The following is a 19,318-nucleotide window of genomic DNA, read 5'->3' as shown; positions in this document are numbered from 1 at the left end:
AGAAGCTACCAAGTCTTTTATCTCCGTTCCGGTTACTGCCAAGCTGTTTAATCTCTTTTCCAAAACCTCAATCTTTCCTTTGGTCAACCGTTTTACTTCTTGGAAATCATCGTCTGCCATTTCTCCATCGGCATTCTTTAAAAGCGCATTTTGATAGCGTTTGTTCAACTTATCAATCTCATCTATGATATTTGTCCGTTCGGTATTTTGGGCTTTGGTCTTATCATTGAAGTCTTTGATAAACGCTTCGATGAAAACATCGACCATGCCCTCTTTGGGCGACATATACCGTAATTGCTTTAAGAAAGCCTCGTTGACGGTTTCGGCTTTGAAACGTGTTCCGCAGGAGGAAATGCAATGATAGTAATAGTAATAATTGCCCATTTTGCCTTTTGAGGCGCTCCCTGTAAGCATCCTATTACATTTGGGGTTAGGACATTTTATGAACCCTCTAAGTGGTAGATTTTCCATTGCCACTATTTTCGGCTTTATCATTTTTTTTCTGCCATCGAGAACATCTTGTACGTCATCAAACAGTTTTTCACTGATTAGGGGCTCGTGTTGTCCGTTGACTAAATATCCCTTTTCCTCTTTGTAGGGAGGAACGAATATTTTGCCACAGTACAATGGGTTTCGTATGGCCAACCAAAAATTGTTTTTACTGAACCTACCTTTTCCTTTTGCTTTATCCCGTACCATTTTCCAAATCTGTTCGGTGTTGAAACTATTGGAAGCAAGTTGCTCAAATGCCCATTTTAGTATGGGGGCTTCAAAGTCATGTGGAGCGATGTATTTCTTTTTGTCCTCGGTTATCTTATTGACATACCCCAATGGAGCAGTGCCCATATACCGCCCCTCTTTCTTTGCCCTGCGCATTCCGTGAAATACATTCAATGCACGCCTGTCGTTTTCAACTTCCGGTGAAGCAAGATAGAACGCAAGCATAATTTTATTTTCGGGAATGGTAAGGTCTAAGGGCTGTTCTATTGCCACAGGCTCAACGCCGTGTGTCCGTAGCTGGTTAATCATCTGGTAGGCATCCCCTGCGTTCCTGCTGAACCTATCCCATTTGGTAAACAATATTATTGACCCCGATTTGTTATTCTTTATTTTACGTAGGTTGGATAAATATTTCTGCCACTCTGGACGTTTGAAAGATTTTGCCGAGTGGTCTTCTATATACACATCCCTTACCGGAATACCTTTTATTTCACAATATCTTCTTAATCGGTCTTCTTGGTCACGTTGCGAATATCCCTTGTCCGCTTGTTCGTCCGTCGATACACGTATGTATAAATCTGCCTTTCTCATCACAACAGCTTTCCTTGTTAATTGGATTAAAGTTTTCCTCTTAGATACTGGTTAACTGCAATGTGTGCTATCTTCTTGACAAACTCCAAAATGGCTTTTGCTTCCTCTATATCGACCTTTGTTCCTTTCTTTTTCAAGATTTGCATAACTCTTTCGGGAGTTAAATCGCTCGTTTTTTCTTTCTCCATCTTCAACACATTTTTGCCTGTAAACCGCGCGGATTAATCCGCACAGACAAACTTATTGCGTTGATGAAGTGGATATTGGGTTGTGTCTTTTGGCTGAATTACTTGGCACAGTCTGCCTGTTTAGAACCATTTCCCAAATGCTATCCTCATTACTTCCACGGATGCTTTTATCCCAAAAAGCCAGTATGCCTATTGTTCACGTTTCATGGAGCAAAGGTATGTCCGTGTTCTTAACGTAGGCAAAAGGTCAAGACAGGTTTGGAAAAAAATCTCCAGCCCGTTGGGTGTATTTTTTCCCAAAACCTTGTGCCTACTAAACACTCACCTTTTATGCTCCCGAAACGAAACATAGCATACTCCGGCTCTTTACACGAATAAAAAAAATGTCAGGCATGAGGAAAATAAGCATTGGAAATGGTATTGAAACAAAACAACAGCACCTCCTCTCATTGCCGAATAAATCAAAAAAATCAGTTCAAAACAGTAAAGAAATGACACATCAAATCAACACATCGGAAGCAAGGGTATATGTCGGCACATACGCAAAATATAATGACGGTTCAATCTTCGGGAAGTGGCTAACGCTATCCGACTACGCGGACAAGGAAGAATTTTATACCGCTTGCAGGGAGCTGCACGATGACAAGGAAGACCCCGAATTTATGTTCCAAGATTACGAAAATATCCCAAATAGCTTAATCGGCGAATGTTGGATAAGTGATAACGTATTTGAGGTTTTGGAGGCTCTGGAGGATATGGACGAAACCCGAAAAGAGGCATTCCTAATATGGTGCGACAATGGACATCGTAAGCTACCCGAGGAAGATATAAACGACCTTATAAGCGGCTTTGACGATGATTATATAGGCGAATACAAGGACGAGGAAGGTTTTGCCTATGAACAGGTAGAGCAAATGGACCTGCCCGAATTTGCAAAAAGGTATTTCGATTATGAGGCTTTTGCCCGTGACCTGTTTAGCGGTGATTATTGGAGCGAGGACGGTCATGTATTCTACAATTCGTAGCCCACAGGCGACCGCCTGCAAAGGTGGTCGCCTATCAACAATCAAAAACATGATACGGGCATGATACGGAAAAAAGCAGTACCGCTAAGCGGTGAAAAGGGCGCAATACAACTGTCATAAAATTGAAGAAGATTAACACTAAAAAAGTATAAGAACATGAAAGCATTGGACGAAATGAACAACGTAGAAAAAGGGTATTTACTTGCTAAACTATTCCCCAAAAACCGTAAAGACCTGACCCTCTTTGTACAGCAGGAGACGGAGCGTTTCAGAGCTCAGGAAGAATATATACGCAGTATTTGGGCTGATGGAACGCTTGTAACCGCCGATTTTTGGTTTGCCTTAGTCAGCAATACCGAACAGGTTTTGAAGCGGCACAACGTCATGTTACACCGCAGTACGCGGGTGTTTTCCGACCAGTTATTTGATGGCTACAATGCCATTTTTTTAACAAACTGCCTTATTGAATATGCAGAAAGGGAGGAATGCAGTCCAAAGCTGAAAGAAGCGATACACTTGCTTTTCGGGCATGATAAAATGATTGTGACCAGTTGAATTTTTACGGGAGCGGTACGCCGTTCCCATTATTTTGCCCGAAAAATCGGACGGGCAAAAAAGACAGATCCTCCCCAGGTCGGAACAGTCTTTTTTGCGGAAAGCGGAACAACCCCTTTTGCCAAATGCTTCCGCTCCGCCTTTCCCTATACCTGCATTTGCCAAAGAGGTTGCAGAGTATCGGCTACTTTCTTTCGTGAGTTGAAACGAAAAAGAAAGTAGCAAAGAAACCTAAGATTGGGGTTGATTTTTAAAATATTCCGTTGCTATCCCACTGACTCCCACACTGAAATATTTTTTATTTTCGCTCAATGCTTTAACGGCGGCCAGCATTTCATCGGGGTCAGCATATTTCAGTACATAGCCGGAGACGCCTGTTTTCAGCATATCCGTTACATGTTCCTCATTATCGCTCGTACTGACAATTAGGATTTTCAAATCGGGGTATTTTTCAAGCAGAATTTTAGCGGAGACAAAATCTTCCTCAACGAGACAGACATCGGGCAACCTTTCGTTCTTTTGTAATTTTTGTAGGGCATCCTCCCCGTTACCTGTGTCGAACAATACCGTATAACCCGAATTTTCGAGTTGCTTGACGGGCATCTGCCGAAGCCGTGCATTGTCATCTATGACCGCTACACAGACATTGTTTCTGTTGTCGTTTCCAGTGTCCATAATATCCGTTTTTAAAGTAGCGACCTGCAATAAAAAAAGCGCAGGCAACTTCACTTACTCGATACTGGGGTACTGGTATACCTTATCTCCAAATAAGCGAGCGCCCACGCCTATAGCGTGAGCGTTCTTACTTATTGTCTCGGAGATATAAAAATTACCAGTTTTCAGTACCAAGACTTAAAGCAAAAACACTTTAAGATTTTTATATTTTCTAATAGCAAAGATAACGATGTGGATTTTCATACACAACACTCTATTGTCACTTGCTTACATTTACCACAGTTAAATATTTGGCACAAAAGAAAAACGGTACAGACCGCAAAGACCTGTACCGCTCCATAAATCTATATCGTTGCTTATTGAGGGTTTTGTATTTCAGTTGTTGAGGATGCTATTTCTTTTTTCTCTCTTGAATAAACCCATAGTGACAGTAGTCCGAAAATAATCAAAGCATAAGCTATCCATTTGCCCAAACGTTCAGAAGTTTTAACAATAACCGACTTTTCATAGGATGAAAAGCCCTCCGCTCCGGTCGGGCTACGTCTGTAAAACTTCCTGCGGTTAATCCAGTAACGCAACCCTAAACCTAAAACCAAGAATATAATACCTATTACCAATGATGAAGCCATAACGATAAGCCTTTTATTTCTACTGTTTGAATTTACGAAAAAGCACTGAATAAGAGCTTTATAAAATCAAAAAATCCTGTCCACGTATGAACAAGATTTTATTATCAATCTCTACTGTTAAACTGAAAACTGACCTGTTTTTCGTTCCCGAAATTGTCCGAAATCCAAACATCAAACGACTGTGATACTGTCGATTGAGAAGTGTAATACAGCCTGAATTGTGTCTGTGGCAATAGGTACAGGTCATTCGGCATATACGGCGGTTCGTTGTAATAGCGCAATGTACCGTACCCGTCAAACTGGAAATAGCGGATAAAGTATTCCGCATCATTGAAATTACCCGACCGTTCAATGGTAATCCGTATTTCAACGGTCTGCCCGTTCGCCACCTCTTTGGGTACAGGCATCACCTGTACCTCAAAAGGGTAATTTTGCTGTATGTCGAGTTTGTCCTTTTCGCAGGAGGTCAGCACCACGGCGCAGACCAACATTGCCAAGAGCAGGAACATTGCCTGTAAATGTAACCTGTATTTTCTAATTAATGTTTTCATCGTAAAATCAATTTAAAAGTTAAACCTTAGTCCAATCCCTGCCGATGGACGGAACTGTTTCAAATCCGTACCCCAAAGCACTTTTGCCCGCCCTTGCAGGAGCAGGACGAAGCGGTCGGACAGGTACGTTTCGAGCGTGAGCCGTCCGCCAGTGCCGTAAACAAAATTGTCTTCATCGACGATGGTCGAGCCGTCCGGTAGCATGGTTTCGCTCCGGTTGATGGTTTCGTAACCTGCCACGGCTGTAAGCCCTGCATTCAGCGTGACGGTCTTTCTTGCATCGACGGGTAGCTGAAGACTGTACCCTATTTCGCCCGTATAGGTTTCGAGCGGTATCTGTACATCCCTGTAGCCGGAAACCTGATGGGCATACTCCGCGCCCCACATCCAGTAATTGCCGTTCTTTCCGTTCACCGTCAGTGTCAAATTCAGGTAGTAATTGTCGCTTATTTCTTTGGACAGCATACCTGCGTTTATTTCCAATCCCTTTTGTTTGGGGAGCATCCGCTGTGCCTGTACCGCCGTCATGCTTAGCATGGCAAGCACCACGGCAAAAATGTATCTCATCATTGTTCGTTCTTTTTGGGTTAATTAATCTTTAGGTGCATATCGCTTATCAGCTTGGCGTGTAGGAGGTCGGAGTTTTCCACCTGCAATACCTGTTGTCTGCCCCCGTTCTTTTCAAAGATTTCGATAACCAGAACCTTGTCATCCGTGATGGTAAACTGGTCGAGCAGGAATACGTTTTGGTCAGTGGTATTGCCCGTTATTTCACCGAGCGTTTTGTACATACGCAACGGGTTCATTGCCTTTTCCTGTACCACGGTACGCTTGGCGACTTTCTTGTCCACGACCTTGAAATTCACAAAGTCAATGTTGAACGGAACATTGCTTTTGTTGCGCAGTTCCGTATGGAAATAGAATTTTCCGTTATGGACGTAGATACCTTTTAGCAGGAATTGTATGCCGTAGCTTTTTGCTCCGATATGCTTCACAATCCTTTTGTTCTTTTTGTAAATCGTTTCCATGAGCAAGCCTGCCAGTGACGGCGAATTGCCCCCCAATTCCTCAAACAGAACATCGTTGCCGTTTTCCCTGTCCGATGCCTTTTGCATGGTCAGCAAATCATAATTCAGCGTTGCAGGATAAGGGCTGTAAAAGACATTGAAATTGTAAAACCGACCATCGTCCGTGATGACCGAAAAATTGGTTTCCTCGTCAAAATCCCTTACGCTTGCCTTTATACGAAGTACGTTTTCCGCATCTTCGGCTTTGCCTGCAATAAGGTATTCACTGCCCAAATCCACGTAGCGGATTGCAGACGGGAATATGAGGTGCGAGGTTTTGCTGTACGTCACCTGCATTTCGTAAGGGTCAACCTTGCCCATGCTCAATTTTGTTGTACTGGATGCCACTTGCTGTGCATTTGCACCTGTGATAAGGACTGTTAAACAGACCATTGCTATGAGGCTTTTAAATATTGCGTTCATATCGTTATTATTTATTTTTTAATGGAGATATGGAATGTTCATGTGTGTTTATCTTTTTGGAAACATGAACATTTCATTTTCTTTTTGATTTTAGTTAAACATTAATTTTTTGAAATGAGGAATAGCTGATGACCGGCTTTGACGGTTACTTTCGGTGTCCTCACTTTCTTGGAGAAGTAACCCGATACGCCCTGCACCACGCCACGGGAGAGGTCGCCTGCCATCTGTTGCCCTGCCGAGCGTGTCATCATGATACTTGTTCCTCCCGTTTGGCTCATGTTGGAGGCAATCTCGGTAAGGGCATTCATTTCGGGGGAATACGGCACATATAGCCCTTGCTGTCCGTCCACATCATACACGGTTATATCGACCGGAATAATGTTGCCCTCAAATTCGATGGATGTTACCTTTAACTGCAACCTGCCACTTTGAAACTTGGCGTTAGCCGTCAGTACCGTTCCTGCCGGAATTGAGCGGACGGGAGTTTGCGCCGTTTCCAACAAACGCAACCGTACATCGCTTTCGCCCGTCACGGTCTGTGTTTCCTGTACCACAGCCCTAATGCTGTTTTTCGGTTGTATGACCTGTTCCGAAACGCCTGCCGTATAAAAGCCACGGTTTCGGGTTTCGTTCCAGTCTGCCAAAAAAGCACTGTCGGTCGGTTCACGGTACAATGCGGAAACCGTATTTTTCCTTGCGGGGGTGAATGCTACGAAATGCTCTTTTTGTGAGGTACTCTTTGCCGAAACTGTTGTGTCCGCATTGCCCGTCTGTGCCGGATTTGATGGCAGGTAACGGGATGCCATTTCGTATGACTTTTCCATCAAAGCCAGTTGGTCTTCTACGGTCGTGTTTGGCGGTACGTCTTTTTCAGCCAGTTGCTCTTTCAGTTCCTCAACCTGCCTGCGGAGTTCCTGCGTTTCGTAATCGTTGTTGTCGTAGAACGAGGTCAGCGTACTTTGCGCACTTCGGTAACTATTCAGAGCAGGGTTGCTGTTCCTGCGTGTACCACCGCCGTAAGCGAAGCCGTCTTCGTAGTCCTCATCCGGTTGCTCCGCTTCCGGATCGGCGGTACTGTCCTCGCTCCAATAGTCGGATAGTGACAGGAGCGCATTGCGCTTTTCCTGCATTTTCTGTTCGAGCATTTCCTGTTCATAAGCCTTTTGCTTGTCGGATTGAAGCCCTGCATCGGTCGCCTGTGGTACGGCATCGTTCAGACCAATATCCTCAACCGCTTTCTTATCGGAGGACGGTTTGAAGATTAGGTACATACAGCCGAAGAACACCACGCCCATAAGGGCAAAAATGATGGGCTTCTTTAGCTTTTCGGCTTTGTTCTGCGCACCGTCCTGCGGTGCATCCGTTCCGTTTTTTGGGTCGCCATCTTCGACCAAAAAACTTACCCTTTTGTTTTCACTGTCTTTCATACATTTTACGTTTTAAGATTTTGTTAATACTGTCCTGCGGAGAAACCGAGGATTTGTTTTGCCCGTTAATCGGGTTTTCGATATGCTCTATCGTCATGGTATTATCGGAATGCGCTACATCGTAGCACACTTTCAACAGCACGGCAACGGACAATAGCGCATAGCCTGCAAAGAGCAATAGCGTATAGTGGTGCTGTTTTTTGACAGGCATCGCTCGCCACTGTCCATCGAGTTTGTCAAACCAATTATTGATTGTCGTTCTTAGATTTTTCATGCCCCAATCCGTTTTATAAACTGAACCGCTTCTGCCTGTGAACCGTCTTTTGCTCCGGTGCATCGCTCACCATGGCGATTGCTTCCTTTGCTTTGGGAGCGGTCACTACGGATAGGTCGGTCAGTTCCGTTTGTTTCAGTAATTGCCCGAACTGGTCTTTTCTTGCAACCTTCATTTTATGGAGGAAGAATTTGCCGTTTAGGTATTTCACGCACATACAGCATTCTACATAGGGTTTGTCATCGCCTGCCCATTGCAGAAAGCCCGTCAACAGTAGCTGTGACTTTGGTGCGCCCTCCGCACCCTTTCGGCAGTTTTCGAGGTATTCACTTATACTGTCTTCCAGTTTTCCGGCATACGCACCCTGTGTTTGGAAATAGCCGTCATACCCTTTGGCGGTAAGGATTTTGGCGAACGTGTTCAAATCTGATATCGCTTGCATAATCTTGATTTTAGCGGTCTATGACTTCTAAATCCCTGTTTTCCAACACGGCAAACTTTTCGATATTGAAACCCTGCGGATTGTTGTCGGACTTGACCGAGTTTAACAATAGGCATGAAGTGACCAAATTCCGTTTGGTCACGTTGCTTGGACGGATGATAAACTGTTTGGCATACGTCCTAACGGCATAGGGATAAGTATCGAAGTTGCAGACGACGCTATCCACTTCGATACGCTGTTGCACATTTCCCGAAATGATACGATTGTAGTACCCTTTTTCCGAAAGGTCTTTGTAATAGTCAAAGGCACTTTTGTCCGCAAGGTTAAAAGCCCTTTTCATGTTGCTTTCGATGGCATTTTTATCCGGTGCGAGCGTAAAGAACAGTTCATGGAAACGCTTAACGTGTTCCCTTGCTTCAACAGGTCTGTTGATGCTTGCATCCTGTGACAGTGCCAGCATCAATGATTTGCCGTTGTCCAGTACATATATTTTTTGGCGTTGTGCCTCGGCAAACTGGTAGGATTGCCATACGACATAACCTACTACACTGGTGCAGAGTACCGCAAATACAATGGCGTACAGCCGTATTTGCTTAAAGCTGTTTTCGATATTTCTTAGTGTCTTAAATTCCATTGCTTCTTGATTTTTATTTGTTCATTAACCTGCCACCGATATTGCCTGCAACTGCACCCGTTCCTGCTCCGGCGATGTTTCCGGTCTTTGATGCCGTAGAGTTTACGTTGCGCATGAAGTTTCCTGCACCCCCTGCCTGTATTACCCAACCTGCCACCGTTGGAACGGTGAAGTACCCCACGATGCCAATTATCATAAAGATGATATACACGGTGTTGGATGTGTCGGGGATGTAGGTCGGGTCGGCAAGCATATCAATATCCCGTTCGATGATGAGGGATTGTATCTTGGCGAGCATGGAGCTGAACATATCGGCGATGGGCAACCACAGGTACACGCTGATATATCGGGTCAGCCATTGCGTAAGTGTGGATTGAAAACCATCCCATACACTTATCGCAAAGGCTATCGGCCCGAGTATGGACAGCACGATAAGAAAGAATGTCCGTATGGTATCTATTACCAGTGCCGATGCTTGGAAAAGAACTTCCAGTAGCTCCCGAAACCAGTCACGGATGCTTTTCTTTAAATCGTACATTCCACGCTCCATGTACATGCCGGATATGGCAACCAAATCGGACGGCGACCATCCCAATTCGTCCAGTTTCTTATCAAATTCCTCATCGCTTACGAGGTAAGCGGTTTCGGGATTGCGGAGCATTGCCTCTCTCTCCAACAGGTCTTTTTGTTCCTGCAATTTGTTGAGGTCAAGCACTTGGTTTTCGAGCATGGCGTTTGTGCCTTTTACGACCGGACTTAGCACCGCATTGATAGTTCCCAGTACGATCGTCGGAAAGAACATAATGCAAAGCCCAGTGGCGAAAGGTCGCAGGAGCGGAAATACGTCTATCGGTTCTACACGGCTCAATGCCTGCCACACTTTCAGTGCTACATAGAACAGTGCGCCCAATCCGGCGATGCCCTTAGCCACTGTCGCCATATCGGCGGACAGTGGGAGCATCTCATCGTAAAGCGAGCGCAGGAGTTCGTGAAGATTGTTCCATTCCATAGTTTACCAGTATTTTTGTTCAGCCGTACCGTACAGTTCAAGCACCCTTTTGGTGTTGTTCTGTTTTTTTGCCCTCAAAATGCTCACGGAGATATTTTTGTTGGTATAATACCGAACAAGGCTGTGGTAATCCTTGACCTCTCTGTAAACCCTGTCGATGATGTCCATACGTTCCTTATCATTTAAGGAAAGTCCGGTAGAGCTTACAATCTGTTTCAGTTCTTTGAGCAGTTCGGTACTCTCGTTCAAGAGCGTGGAATAACCGTTGGCGATTGCTGTCAGTTCCTGCGGACTGAAATTCGGGTCGTTCATCATCTTGCCGAAATTGTTCACGTACATTTCGGAGACATCGCCCACGAGCAAAACCGTCTGTTGCACCTTACGAGCATCTTTCACCAAGTTGCTTACGGCTTTCAGTTTGTCGTAGTATTCCTTGCCCTGTTCATACACTTTTTTTACTTCGTTGAAGTTCTTTACCACGTTCGACACGGTGGATGAAGTCTGTATGATTTCATTTGCACTGTTGATAATACCAGATGCAAGGTTTGCAGGGTCGGTCACAATCCATTGTGCCTTTGCAGACGGTGCAACGGCAAGCATAACTGTCGTATACACCAGTAACATTACTTTTTTCATCGTTTCTGATTTTTAAAAATGATTAATAACTATTTGCGTTTTCACGCCTTTGCCCAGCAATGCGCTTTATCGCCAGTTCCACATTGCCGTCCAGTTTGGAAGCCAGTTGCATGACTTCCATTTTTTCGGTTTCCTCTGTGGTGTAGGCGAGGTATTCTTCGAGCGAAACCTCCGTTGCATACACGGCGGAATGCGTACCGCCAAGCCCAATCCACACCTCTTTGTAAAGCCTTGACGGGTCGTTGTTCATGTTGATGGAAAGGATTTGGGATTTTTCCTTTTCCGTCAGTCCGAGCATCGCTTGGATGTCATCGAATTTGTTCATGTACTTGCGTTGGTCTAAGAGGATTTTACAGTCGGAATTGTTGATGATACTTTCCTTGACCACGGGTGACTGGATAATGTCGTCCACCTCCTGCGTGACCACGATAGCTTCACCGAAAAATTTGCGGACGGTCTTAAAAAGGTACTTGATGTACTCTGCCATTCCCTCTTTGGCGATGGCTTTCCACGCTTCCTCAATCAGTATCATTTTGCGCACACCTTTCAGCCTGCGCATCTTATTGATGAAGACCTCCATAATAATGATGGTCACTATGGGAAAGAGGATTTTGTGGTCTTTTATCGCATCGATTTCAAACACGATAAAACGTTTGGAAAGCAGGTCGAGCTGCTTGTCCGAATTGAGGAGGTAATCGTACTCACCACCACGGTAGTACGGCTCTAATACATTTAGGAAACCTGCAACGTCAAAGTCTTTCTCCCTCACCTGTTTTTCTTCCAGTACCTTTTTGTAATCGCCTTTTACGTACTCGTAAAAACCATTGAAAGAGGGATATTCATCGCTTTGCCGGATACGGTCGATATAACTGCTCACGGCGTTGGACAACGCCACTTCCTCCGAACGGGTCGGCGGTTCGTCATCACGCTTCCATAAAGTCAGTATCAAGGTCTTGATACTTTCCCTTTTCTCGATGTCGAAAACACCATCGTCCGTGTAAAATGGATTGAACGCAATCGGGTTGTCTTCGGTGTAAGTGAAGTAGACCCCGTCCTCACCTTTGGTCTTGCCCTTAATCAGTTCGCACAATCCCTGATAGGAATTTCCGGTGTCCACGAGCAGGACGTGTGCGCCCTGCTCGTAATACTGCCTTACCATGTGATTGGTGAAAAAAGATTTTCCCGAGCCTGACGGACCAAGTATGAACTTGTTCCGGTTCGTGATAATACCTTTTTTCATGGGTAGGTCTGAAATGTCCAGATGGATAGGTTTGCCCGTGAGCCTGTCCGCCATCTTGATGCCGAACGGTGATGGCGAACTTTGGTAGTTGGTCTCCTCGGTGAAGAAGCACAATGCAGGTTCGATGAACGTGTAGAAACTTTCCTCCGCCGGAAAATCACCCGCATTGCCTGCCATGCCTGCCCAATACAGTGTGGCAACATCCACCGTGTTGTGCCTCGGTTTACATTCCATCAATGCGAGCGCACTGCCCGTGTCGTTCTTTAGCTGCTTGAGTTCGTGCGGGTCATCCGACCACGCCATCACATTAAAGTGCGCACGGATGGAAGACAGCCCGAAGCTGTGCGCTTCGTTCAGATACCTTTCAATCCACTCTTTGTTGATTTGGTTTGCCCTGCTGTACCTTGCCAGTGAGTGCATATTACGGGCTGACTTTTCAAACTTGCGCAGGTTCTCATCGCTGTTATCCAAAAACAGGTACTGGTTATAGATATGGTTGCAGCTAAGGAGCAGGCCAACCGGAGAGGCAAAGGACAGCAGGCAATCGCTCCTGTCCGTGGACAGCTTTTCATACCTCGTATTTGCCGATACGGTATTCGGCAAATCGTCCGTATCGGAAAGGGTGTGCAGGCACAGCCTTTTGTTGCCGATACGCACATCCTCACTGCCCAAAGCTATATCCTGCATGGGCGTTCCGGCCTCCCTCGACAGGGTAAGGTACTGTTCGAGCAGCCCCTGTGTGTCACCTGTGCCGATGATGTCATCCTCGGTCAGACGTTCCAGTTTTACAAAACCGCTATCGTTGATAATCCGCTCAAACTGTGCTACCGCCTCCATGAAGCGGCGGACGGTTTCTTTATCCCTGATTTCTTTCGGGACAAGGACACCTCTGCAAAGCGAACTAAAGTTGCTCTGCATCCGCATCCGCTCTTTGGTGGTCTTGGTCAAAAAGAGGTAACAGTAATGGTTTAAAAAGGGACGTTCGTTGAAATGTTGCTGATAGGATTTCGAAAGGAAACTCTGGTCTTCCCGTGCAATATCCGGCGCATAACTTTCCTTGATATACCAGTCCTGCTTGTGGACAATGGTGTAGTCCGGCAAAGTCTTGATAGCCTTGTGCCAAGCCGAATGTATGGCATCGTACTCGGCCGATGCTACCGTGAACAGTTCCGGCAGATGTACCCGAAAGCAGGCCGTGATGTCCGCATCCTTTGAAATGACGCAGTTGTGCTCCACCGCCAGTAATGGAAACCTGCTTTCCAACGTTGTGGCTTTTGCGGTATTTCTCATAGGGCATTGGATTTAGAAGTGAATTTTAAATAGCGGCGTACGGCTTTGCGACAGATGATGTATTTCGGATGTCTTTTCTTTGCCCCGATTTTCATCAACCCATGTTCGCCGTATTTGCCGTTCAGTGCGAATGTTTGCCACACGATGAGTGACGCTCCGCCTGCCCCGATAAACAGACAGATGTAAGAGTTTACACCTGCCATGTACATTATCATGACGAGGACAAGCACACCGAGCAAGCCTCCGGCGAAGATGAACAGGTACTGTGCTTTCAGTCCTTTGAACTCGACTGTCCTACCGATACCTTTATTGATATTGTAATTGCTCATAGGTCGTCGGCTTAAAGGAAGAATGAACGGAGAATGGTCGCCGCTACGATGAGGAAGATACAGGCTCCGAACCACGATGCCGCCGTTTTCGATGTGTCGGGGTCACCGCTGCTGAATTTGTTGTACACTTTTACACCCCCGATTAATCCAACCACCGCACCGATGGCGTAAATGAGCTGTGTTGCGGGGTCGAAGTAACTCGTTACCATCTGCGTGGCTTCGTTGATACCTGCCGAACCGTTGCCCTGTGCGAACACACCGAATGCCGACAGGAACAGGACGCCTGTCAGCAATACTTTCTTGCTTTGTTTTTCCATGATTTAACTGAATTAAATTGTTACTCATTCCCACCCCGTGTGGGCTTTGGGAACAAAAATCTTATGGAAATCGAAGCGTTACGGGAAACTGGAAATCAGCGGAATGAATTGGCAGTGAGTGGCGACATTGGTTGAAGTCATTTGAAGGCAATGTTGTATAACTGAATGCATTTTTCTACGGTCAGCTCTTTGTGCAATGCAACTTTTAAATTACATTTGTGCATTCGTAGGAAAGTCTATTTTTAATCATTTTAAGATGAAAATATCAGGCAGACATATTGGAGAGATGCTAAAAGAAGCCCGAGAGCAAAGGCAATTAACTCAAGAACAATTGGCCCAGAAAGTGGGTAAAAAAAGGAGTTATATCTCTAAAATAGAAACTGATTATGGCAACAATATTAAACTCCAAACCCTTAAGGAAATAGTGGAAAAAGGATTTGACGGTAGGGTTAAAATTAATTTGGAACTCTAATTTGTACATGGATACATTATTAAAAAATGCGTTTAAAATGCAAATTCAGTCCAGAGAAGGATTTGGGTTCGAGGAGTTTATTGATGAACTATTTCTTCTGAAATACGGTGTCGATGATTACATTCCTATCAGGAGAAACAAAGACCAAGGCAATGATGGTACAGTTTTGCCTGAACAAAAGATAATAGCTTGTTATGCTCCAAGAAAGTATAGCAAAGCAGATTTTGAAACCAAAGTATTGGGGGCTACAAATAAAGAGGGTGATTTCGAAAAATATCAGAAAAACTGGAAAGACAAGTATCCTAATTGGGAAATGTATGTAAATCACGAAGTCTCCCCAGACCAACTAAATATAATTCAAAGCTTGGACGGAACTACTTCGATTAAAGGTATAGACCAACTTCTTAACATCATTGACGAACTTGTATCAAGTAAAAAACGGAAGCTTGCAGTCTATTTGGGAATTGAAAATTTCTTCATACAAGATTATATACAGGACATTATAAATGATTTATTGAATGCTTCCGGTGAAGAAGATAAAGCCTTGCATTTTGACAAAAAGACATTGGTTCCCCCTCAAAAGAAAATTGAACTAAACTTTGAACAAGAAGACTGGGACGGAATGAACTCGGAGATGATGTTGGTAATGGAGGAATTTAATACGATTACCAATATCCTTTCGGGATATAACGATGATGAGATTAATACACTAAAACGAAGGGTTATAAATGATTATAATAAACTTTCAGGCAGTTTTAAAGAAAGACTATATAATCTAACAGACCAATACACCAGGGAATACGGCAATATCAAGGATGATGAATATGTAAAATGTGTGAAATCCATATTGCTTTATATGTTTGAACAATGTTTAATAGGCAGAAAAACAGATAGTGAGCTATGATATTACCGCAACCAGAAAGCAATTTAAAAACCAACCTTATGGTATTGGGTGCAGATATTATTAGCATTATGAGCAATTCTCCATTCAAAAACAGGTATGCTGTTGTGGACGATGTGATGAACAAGTTTCTAAACAGAGACAAAGATAGAACACCCGACCTTTTTCTGTATGCTTTAACTTTTTTGCATACGCTTGGAAGTATCGAGAAAAAGGGATATAAAATAAAATTGGTAAAAAAAGAAAATGAAGAAAGCCAAATAAGTTTATTTGACAACGATGTTAATTAGAATATATTCAGACACTAACCTAATAGACGCCGTTCCATTTCACAATGGGATAAACATCGTATTAGGTAAATATTCGGAAGATAAAGAAGCCAGAGGGATTAATGGCATTGGCAAGTCCACTTTAGTGAGACTTGTTGATTTTGCCTTATTAAGTGGTAAAGCTGAAAAAAGATTTAGTCAAAGAAAATACGACTTTTTAAGGGATGATGAACATACGATTACTTTAGAACTTGAAGTACAGGGACAAAAGTATTTTATTAAAAGAAGTTTTGCTGATACCAAAAAAATCTTATTTGGAAAACGGCCCGATGCACTTGATGAGTACGAAAAGTCGGAAATGCCCAAAGTGCTGGAAGGAATATTTTTTCCAACGGAGAATAATGAAGTGTTCTTTGAGGGAAAAAGGTATGGAACATTAATGGAGTTTTTTGTTAAGGATGATTTGCAAAGTCAGCAAAGGGTTGACCCTTTAAATTTCGTTTCATACAACGCCAATGCAAGAGAGAAGGCATTATACAATTTTTATTTGCTTAATCTTCCTACTAAAACCCTTTTAAAATATAATGAGGTTTCTTCTGAATACGAAAGATATAGTAATACAGTAAAATCCTTATCTGAAAAAATTAAAGCAGATACAGGGAAAGATGTACAGGAATTTAGAACCGAGCGGTTAAAAATTGAAAAAGATATTACGACCCTCGAAAATAGTTTGAAAGAGTATAATTTTCTTGCTAACCACAAAGAGATAGAGCAAAAACTAAATCAGGTTATATCCGAAATCAACGAGCAATCTGTCATCTATCATAATACAAACAGGAAATTAGAAAAACTAAAGTCTTCTTACAGTGATGTCTCATCCATTGACTTGGACAAAATTCAAAAGCTATACAACGAGACTGTAACAACTTTTGGAAACTTCGTTAAGAAAAGCTTGGATGAAGTTATAGATTTTAAGAAACAGCTTCTTGCCAATAGGAACAAATATCTTTTAGAGGAAGAAAAGAAACTACAGTCTGCAATAGACCAAAGCTTTAAGCAGCTTGAAAAATTGGAAAAAAATAGAAGTCAGTTATTTTCCTTGTTGAAAGAAAGGGGGGCATTAGATAAGATTGAAAGCACTTATGAAAGATTGGTAAATGAAAAAACGCTTTTGGAACGCAATACCTCAATCGTAAGAGAAATTGACGAAATTGAGGAAATATTGGGAAATGCTAACATTGTCATCGCTGAACTAAAAAGAGACATTGTTGGTGAGTTAAATAAGCAAAAGACTTATCTTGATGAGTTGAGGTTGTTATTTCAGCAAATTCTCGAGCATGCTATTTATTTGGATGAAGAGTTCGATAATTCTTATTTCGACATTACATTAAACCCGACTTCGCCGAGAAATCAGCTGCCTTTTAAAATAAATTTAGAAATCCCGAAAGCTGATGCTTTAGGACAAGAGCGTTTAAAAATTGTAGCTTATGACATAATGGTTTTCCTAAAGAGTAGGATAGACAAACGGAATATTCCTGACTTTTTAGTTCATGATGGTGTGTTCCATGCTATATCATATAAAACTATATCCAATGTTCTGAACTACATGTACCACAAATCGAATGAACTACACAATTTTCAATACATACTTACATTCAATGAAGATGAAATTGATTTAAGCAGAGATGAAAGTAAGTTTGGTAAATTTGACTTTGACTGGTCTAAACAAGTGATAGCAGAATATTCCGACAGCGAACAGGAAACAATTTTTAAACGATTTTTTTAAATGGCAAAATATCAATTACCAGTTTTAAAAGACGAAAAGTTATTTGAAGAACTTACTTGCGACCTGTTCAATTTTGTTGAGAATACATCTTCCTACGAAAGCATAGATTTCCAAACATTCGGTGTGAAGGGACAAAATCAGAAAGGGATTGATATCTTTTCTGCTAAAAGAAAAACCGTAATCCAGTGCAAATTGAAAAGCATTGGAAGAAAAGACGAAACTATTAGAAAAAATCTTATTCAGGACATAAATGCCGACTTAGAAAAAGCAGAGGATTTGAAGATTGATTTTGACAAATTTATTTTTGTTTCCACTTTTCGTGATGATGCTCAGATACAGGAATACTTAAATCAGATTAAGAAAGAACATGGTTTATCATTTGATTTATATTATTGGGGATGGGACACTATTACAAAGTATATTGAACATTCGGAGGTTCTTTTACATAAATACTTTTCAAAATTTGTAAAGAAGCCCCAGTTAACAAAGCCAAAAATTGAGTTACCGAATGGCGCATTGGGAAAAGAGCTTTCTAAAAAGAACTATGTTGATTATCTTAAAAAAAGATATGGAGATTGGAAGCAAATTGAATTAAACAAAAAAGGAGAAAAATTCAATTGGGCAGCATTCACAATCTCATTGTCTAAAAGATATAAAGCTTCGGGGATTAATTACATTGATGTTAGACATTTTGATGATTTAGTAACATATCTAAAAAGTCGGATTGACGGAACTATTATGGGAAAAGTAAATAAATCCAAAGGAATAAAAAACTATTCGGCATTTGAGGACTTTTTGGAAAATCCTTGAAAACAAAGGGAAGCTGTCTTTTCAGACAAACTCCCCGATGTCGAAATCCTCCAAATCACTTTTCCGCAAATCGGGAGAACTGAAATCCGTTCCGGCGGAGAGGCTCTTGTCCAACAACTCTGCAATCTTCCGTGAAGCCCCGTCCATTGAGTTTTCGAGCAGACTTAACAATTCAGTTCCCTGTAATCGCTGAACTATATCCACCGCTTTCTGTTGCTGGGCAGGTTCAAGTGTATCTTGCTCCAACCATGCCCCCACGGTTGTCAGTTCATCAAAGGTAACCCCTGTGGCAAACTCATTGTCGCTGTCCTCAAACCCGTATTCATCCCATTCGTCTTCCTCATTTTCAAAATCGGACATACTCCCGAAAACTTCATCCGGCTCTCCCTCAATCTGCGGATTTTCCAATCCAAAACCTATCCCGTAGGTTTCTGTTCCAAAATTATCAGCTATCCCGTCACGTTCGCCCGATTGTCTCTTTGTGGCATCCGGTGGCAAGGTGTGGCGTTCCACAGGCTTGGGAAGCCCCATAATATCCGGCAGGTCGGGGCTTTTCTTTTTCAGTTTTATTTCCCTGCGGACGTTCTTATGGATGACCACCTTATCTTTCAGCAAAAGGATAATGACGATGATAAGGCATATTACAATCAATGTTTCCATAGCTATAATATTGGCTTTTGGTTTCGGGCATGGATTGTATTTATTTCCTCGCCGAAATCCTCAAAGTGGTGTTTCAATACACTGTGCAGGTAATCGGTAAGCGTAATATCTCCCTCTCCGAGAATACAGACGATACGGGATAATTTCTTGTGGAAATCGGGGCAGATATATACCGACTTTCCGCACCGTGCGACAACTCCGGTCGGTCTTAAAAAAGCCGACTTATATCGGGCTATTTGCAGTACCTTTTTAGGTTCGTTTTGCTGTTGCTTTTTCATAATCGAATATTTTAAAAAATGGGTTTGGATATTCCGAGCCAAAGTACACCACTATTCCGCTCCAATATACACCACCGATTCCGGGGCAAAGTACACCAGTCTGTAAGGGTTGTTTAGGAT

At 42.8% G+C, this 19,318-nt stretch carries 24 protein-coding genes and 1 pseudogene; 7 read left to right on the top strand and 18 right to left on the bottom strand.

The features are described from left to right. Positions 1–513: 513 nt before the first annotated feature. Positions 514–1,311 (bottom strand): annotated as a pseudogene (locus tag BM030_RS20280) (recombinase family protein); the annotation flags it as partial. Between the two features lie 26 nt (positions 1,312–1,337). Continuing rightward, a complete protein-coding gene (locus BM030_RS19920) occupies positions 1,338–1,499 on the bottom strand; it encodes a hypothetical protein (protein WP_170845816.1) in 162 nt (53 codons plus the stop codon). A 491-nt stretch (positions 1,500–1,990) separates the two neighbouring features. On the opposite strand from BM030_RS19920, the gene BM030_RS18040 reads away from it, so the two are divergent. Next, the gene (locus BM030_RS18040; RefSeq protein WP_170845815.1) at positions 1,991–2,524 is read left to right on the top strand and encodes an antirestriction protein ArdA; all 534 of its coding nucleotides are present in this window, start codon (positions 1,991–1,993) and stop codon (positions 2,522–2,524) included. Positions 2,525–2,680: 156 nt separating this feature from the next. Then, complete coding sequence (locus BM030_RS18035; RefSeq protein ID WP_090975011.1) at positions 2,681–3,079, top strand: hypothetical protein; 399 nt, start codon at positions 2,681–2,683, stop codon at positions 3,077–3,079. A gap of 231 nt (positions 3,080–3,310) precedes the next feature. Here BM030_RS18035 and BM030_RS18030 read toward each other — a convergent pair whose 3' ends face one another. The 14 genes from BM030_RS18030 to BM030_RS17965 form a co-directional block, all read right to left on the bottom strand. Further along, positions 3,311–3,754, bottom strand: coding sequence for a response regulator (locus BM030_RS18030; protein WP_090975023.1), 444 nt, complete (start codon positions 3,752–3,754; stop codon positions 3,311–3,313). A gap of 356 nt (positions 3,755–4,110) precedes the next feature. Further along, positions 4,111–4,383 (bottom strand): molybdenum ABC transporter permease, encoded by a 273-nt coding sequence (locus tag BM030_RS18025; RefSeq protein ID WP_090975010.1) that lies wholly within the window; start codon positions 4,381–4,383, stop codon positions 4,111–4,113. A 104-nt stretch (positions 4,384–4,487) separates the two neighbouring features. Then, positions 4,488–4,892, bottom strand: coding sequence for a DUF3872 domain-containing protein (locus BM030_RS18020; protein ID WP_397236398.1), 405 nt, complete (start codon positions 4,890–4,892; stop codon positions 4,488–4,490). Between the two features lie 54 nt (positions 4,893–4,946). Further along, positions 4,947–5,504, bottom strand: a complete 558-nt coding sequence (locus BM030_RS18015; protein ID WP_090975008.1) for a conjugal transfer protein TraO — start codon at positions 5,502–5,504, stop codon at positions 4,947–4,949. Between the two features lie 17 nt (positions 5,505–5,521). Further along, positions 5,522–6,424 carry a conjugative transposon protein TraN gene (gene traN / locus BM030_RS18010; RefSeq protein WP_170845814.1) on the bottom strand — a complete coding sequence of 301 codons (903 nt, stop codon included), beginning with the start codon at positions 6,422–6,424 and terminating at the stop codon, positions 5,522–5,524. 101 nt (positions 6,425–6,525) lie between these two features. Further along, positions 6,526–7,851: a conjugative transposon protein TraM gene (gene traM / locus BM030_RS18005; protein WP_090975007.1), complete on the bottom strand. Its 1,326-nt coding sequence runs from the start codon at positions 7,849–7,851 to the stop codon at positions 6,526–6,528. Continuing rightward, entirely contained in the window at positions 7,838–8,125 is a 288-nt protein-coding gene (locus BM030_RS18000; RefSeq protein WP_090975006.1) for a nitrogen regulatory IIA protein, read from the bottom strand. Before BM030_RS18000 ends, traM begins: the two co-directional genes overlap by 14 nt. A gap of 13 nt (positions 8,126–8,138) precedes the next feature. Then, positions 8,139–8,567, bottom strand: a complete 429-nt coding sequence (locus BM030_RS17995) for a hypothetical protein (protein ID WP_090975005.1) — start codon at positions 8,565–8,567, stop codon at positions 8,139–8,141. Between the two features lie 10 nt (positions 8,568–8,577). Next, positions 8,578–9,201: a conjugative transposon protein TraK gene (gene traK / locus BM030_RS17990; protein WP_090975004.1), complete on the bottom strand. Its 624-nt coding sequence runs from the start codon at positions 9,199–9,201 to the stop codon at positions 8,578–8,580. A gap of 13 nt (positions 9,202–9,214) precedes the next feature. Further along, the gene (gene traJ, locus BM030_RS17985; RefSeq protein ID WP_090975003.1) at positions 9,215–10,210 is read right to left on the bottom strand and encodes a conjugative transposon protein TraJ; all 996 of its coding nucleotides are present in this window, start codon (positions 10,208–10,210) and stop codon (positions 9,215–9,217) included. Positions 10,211–10,213: 3 nt separating this feature from the next. After that, positions 10,214–10,846, bottom strand: a complete 633-nt coding sequence (locus BM030_RS17980; RefSeq protein ID WP_090975002.1) for a DUF4141 domain-containing protein — start codon at positions 10,844–10,846, stop codon at positions 10,214–10,216. 22 nt (positions 10,847–10,868) lie between these two features. Then, positions 10,869–13,376: a TraG family conjugative transposon ATPase gene (locus BM030_RS17975; RefSeq protein ID WP_090975001.1), complete on the bottom strand. Its 2,508-nt coding sequence runs from the start codon at positions 13,374–13,376 to the stop codon at positions 10,869–10,871. Then, positions 13,373–13,705 (bottom strand): DUF4133 domain-containing protein, encoded by a 333-nt coding sequence (locus tag BM030_RS17970; protein WP_013666829.1) that lies wholly within the window; start codon positions 13,703–13,705, stop codon positions 13,373–13,375. Before BM030_RS17970 ends, BM030_RS17975 begins: the two co-directional genes overlap by 4 nt. An 11-nt stretch (positions 13,706–13,716) precedes the next feature. Beyond that, complete coding sequence (locus BM030_RS17965; protein WP_090975000.1) at positions 13,717–14,022, bottom strand: DUF4134 domain-containing protein; 306 nt, start codon at positions 14,020–14,022, stop codon at positions 13,717–13,719. Between the two features lie 256 nt (positions 14,023–14,278). Here BM030_RS17965 and BM030_RS17960 point away from each other — a divergent pair, with 256 nt between their 5' ends. The 5 genes from BM030_RS17960 to BM030_RS17940 are packed head-to-tail and all read left to right on the top strand — an operon-like array spanning position 14,279 to position 18,260. Next, positions 14,279–14,494, top strand: a complete 216-nt coding sequence (locus tag BM030_RS17960; RefSeq protein WP_244519038.1) for a helix-turn-helix domain-containing protein — start codon at positions 14,279–14,281, stop codon at positions 14,492–14,494. Positions 14,495–14,501: 7 nt separating this feature from the next. After that, positions 14,502–15,398, top strand: coding sequence for a hypothetical protein (locus BM030_RS17955; protein ID WP_090974998.1), 897 nt, complete (start codon positions 14,502–14,504; stop codon positions 15,396–15,398). Continuing rightward, a complete protein-coding gene (locus BM030_RS17950) occupies positions 15,395–15,685 on the top strand; it encodes a hypothetical protein (RefSeq protein ID WP_090974997.1) in 291 nt (96 codons plus the stop codon). The genes BM030_RS17955 and BM030_RS17950 overlap by 4 nt, the downstream gene beginning before the upstream one ends. Beyond that, positions 15,675–17,450, top strand: a complete 1,776-nt coding sequence (locus tag BM030_RS17945; protein ID WP_090974996.1) for a DUF2326 domain-containing protein — start codon at positions 15,675–15,677, stop codon at positions 17,448–17,450. The genes BM030_RS17950 and BM030_RS17945 overlap by 11 nt, the downstream gene beginning before the upstream one ends. Beyond that, complete coding sequence (locus tag BM030_RS17940) at positions 17,451–18,260, top strand: endonuclease (protein ID WP_090974995.1); 810 nt, start codon at positions 17,451–17,453, stop codon at positions 18,258–18,260. A 21-nt stretch (positions 18,261–18,281) separates the two neighbouring features. Here BM030_RS17940 and BM030_RS17935 read toward each other — a convergent pair whose 3' ends face one another. After that, complete coding sequence (locus BM030_RS17935) at positions 18,282–18,920, bottom strand: conjugal transfer protein TraD (protein ID WP_090974994.1); 639 nt, start codon at positions 18,918–18,920, stop codon at positions 18,282–18,284. 2 nt (positions 18,921–18,922) lie between these two features. After that, complete coding sequence (locus BM030_RS17930) at positions 18,923–19,198, bottom strand: DUF3408 domain-containing protein (protein WP_090974993.1); 276 nt, start codon at positions 19,196–19,198, stop codon at positions 18,923–18,925. Between the last annotated feature and the right edge of the window lie 120 nt (positions 19,199–19,318).

The sequence above is a fragment of the Parapedobacter composti genome (genome assembly GCF_900112315.1).
In the GTDB taxonomy this organism is placed as follows: domain Bacteria; phylum Bacteroidota; class Bacteroidia; order Sphingobacteriales; family Sphingobacteriaceae; genus Parapedobacter; species Parapedobacter composti.
This window is presented reverse-complemented; position numbering and strand designations above follow the sequence as displayed.

Bases quoted from the DNA above. Each gene is read 5' to 3' on its own strand.
- BM030_RS19920 (WP_170845816.1), bottom strand. From the start codon at position 1,499: ATGGAGAAAGAAAAAACGAGCGATTTAACTCCCGAAAGAGTTATGCAA.
- BM030_RS18040 (WP_170845815.1), top strand. From the start codon at position 1,991: ATGACACATCAAATCAACACATCGGAAGCAAGGGTATATGTCGGCACA.
- BM030_RS18035 (WP_090975011.1), top strand. From the start codon at position 2,681: ATGAAAGCATTGGACGAAATGAACAACGTAGAAAAAGGGTATTTACTT.
- BM030_RS18030 (WP_090975023.1), bottom strand. From the start codon at position 3,754: ATGGACACTGGAAACGACAACAGAAACAATGTCTGTGTAGCGGTCATA.
- BM030_RS18025 (WP_090975010.1), bottom strand. From the start codon at position 4,383: ATGGCTTCATCATTGGTAATAGGTATTATATTCTTGGTTTTAGGTTTA.
- BM030_RS18020 (WP_397236398.1), bottom strand. From the start codon at position 4,892: ATGTTCCTGCTCTTGGCAATGTTGGTCTGCGCCGTGGTGCTGACCTCC.
- BM030_RS18015 (WP_090975008.1), bottom strand. From the start codon at position 5,504: ATGATGAGATACATTTTTGCCGTGGTGCTTGCCATGCTAAGCATGACG.
- traN (WP_170845814.1), bottom strand. From the start codon at position 6,424: ATGAACGCAATATTTAAAAGCCTCATAGCAATGGTCTGTTTAACAGTC.
- traM (WP_090975007.1), bottom strand. From the start codon at position 7,851: ATGAAAGACAGTGAAAACAAAAGGGTAAGTTTTTTGGTCGAAGATGGC.
- BM030_RS18000 (WP_090975006.1), bottom strand. From the start codon at position 8,125: ATGAAAAATCTAAGAACGACAATCAATAATTGGTTTGACAAACTCGAT.
- BM030_RS17995 (WP_090975005.1), bottom strand. From the start codon at position 8,567: ATGCAAGCGATATCAGATTTGAACACGTTCGCCAAAATCCTTACCGCC.
- traK (WP_090975004.1), bottom strand. From the start codon at position 9,201: ATGGAATTTAAGACACTAAGAAATATCGAAAACAGCTTTAAGCAAATA.
- traJ (WP_090975003.1), bottom strand. From the start codon at position 10,210: ATGGAATGGAACAATCTTCACGAACTCCTGCGCTCGCTTTACGATGAG.
- BM030_RS17980 (WP_090975002.1), bottom strand. From the start codon at position 10,846: ATGAAAAAAGTAATGTTACTGGTGTATACGACAGTTATGCTTGCCGTT.
- BM030_RS17975 (WP_090975001.1), bottom strand. From the start codon at position 13,376: ATGAGAAATACCGCAAAAGCCACAACGTTGGAAAGCAGGTTTCCATTA.
- BM030_RS17970 (WP_013666829.1), bottom strand. From the start codon at position 13,705: ATGAGCAATTACAATATCAATAAAGGTATCGGTAGGACAGTCGAGTTC.
- BM030_RS17965 (WP_090975000.1), bottom strand. From the start codon at position 14,022: ATGGAAAAACAAAGCAAGAAAGTATTGCTGACAGGCGTCCTGTTCCTG.
- BM030_RS17960 (WP_244519038.1), top strand. From the start codon at position 14,279: ATGAAAATATCAGGCAGACATATTGGAGAGATGCTAAAAGAAGCCCGA.
- BM030_RS17955 (WP_090974998.1), top strand. From the start codon at position 14,502: ATGGATACATTATTAAAAAATGCGTTTAAAATGCAAATTCAGTCCAGA.
- BM030_RS17950 (WP_090974997.1), top strand. From the start codon at position 15,395: ATGATATTACCGCAACCAGAAAGCAATTTAAAAACCAACCTTATGGTA.
- BM030_RS17945 (WP_090974996.1), top strand. From the start codon at position 15,675: ATGTTAATTAGAATATATTCAGACACTAACCTAATAGACGCCGTTCCA.
- BM030_RS17940 (WP_090974995.1), top strand. From the start codon at position 17,451: ATGGCAAAATATCAATTACCAGTTTTAAAAGACGAAAAGTTATTTGAA.
- BM030_RS17935 (WP_090974994.1), bottom strand. From the start codon at position 18,920: ATGGAAACATTGATTGTAATATGCCTTATCATCGTCATTATCCTTTTG.
- BM030_RS17930 (WP_090974993.1), bottom strand. From the start codon at position 19,198: ATGAAAAAGCAACAGCAAAACGAACCTAAAAAGGTACTGCAAATAGCC.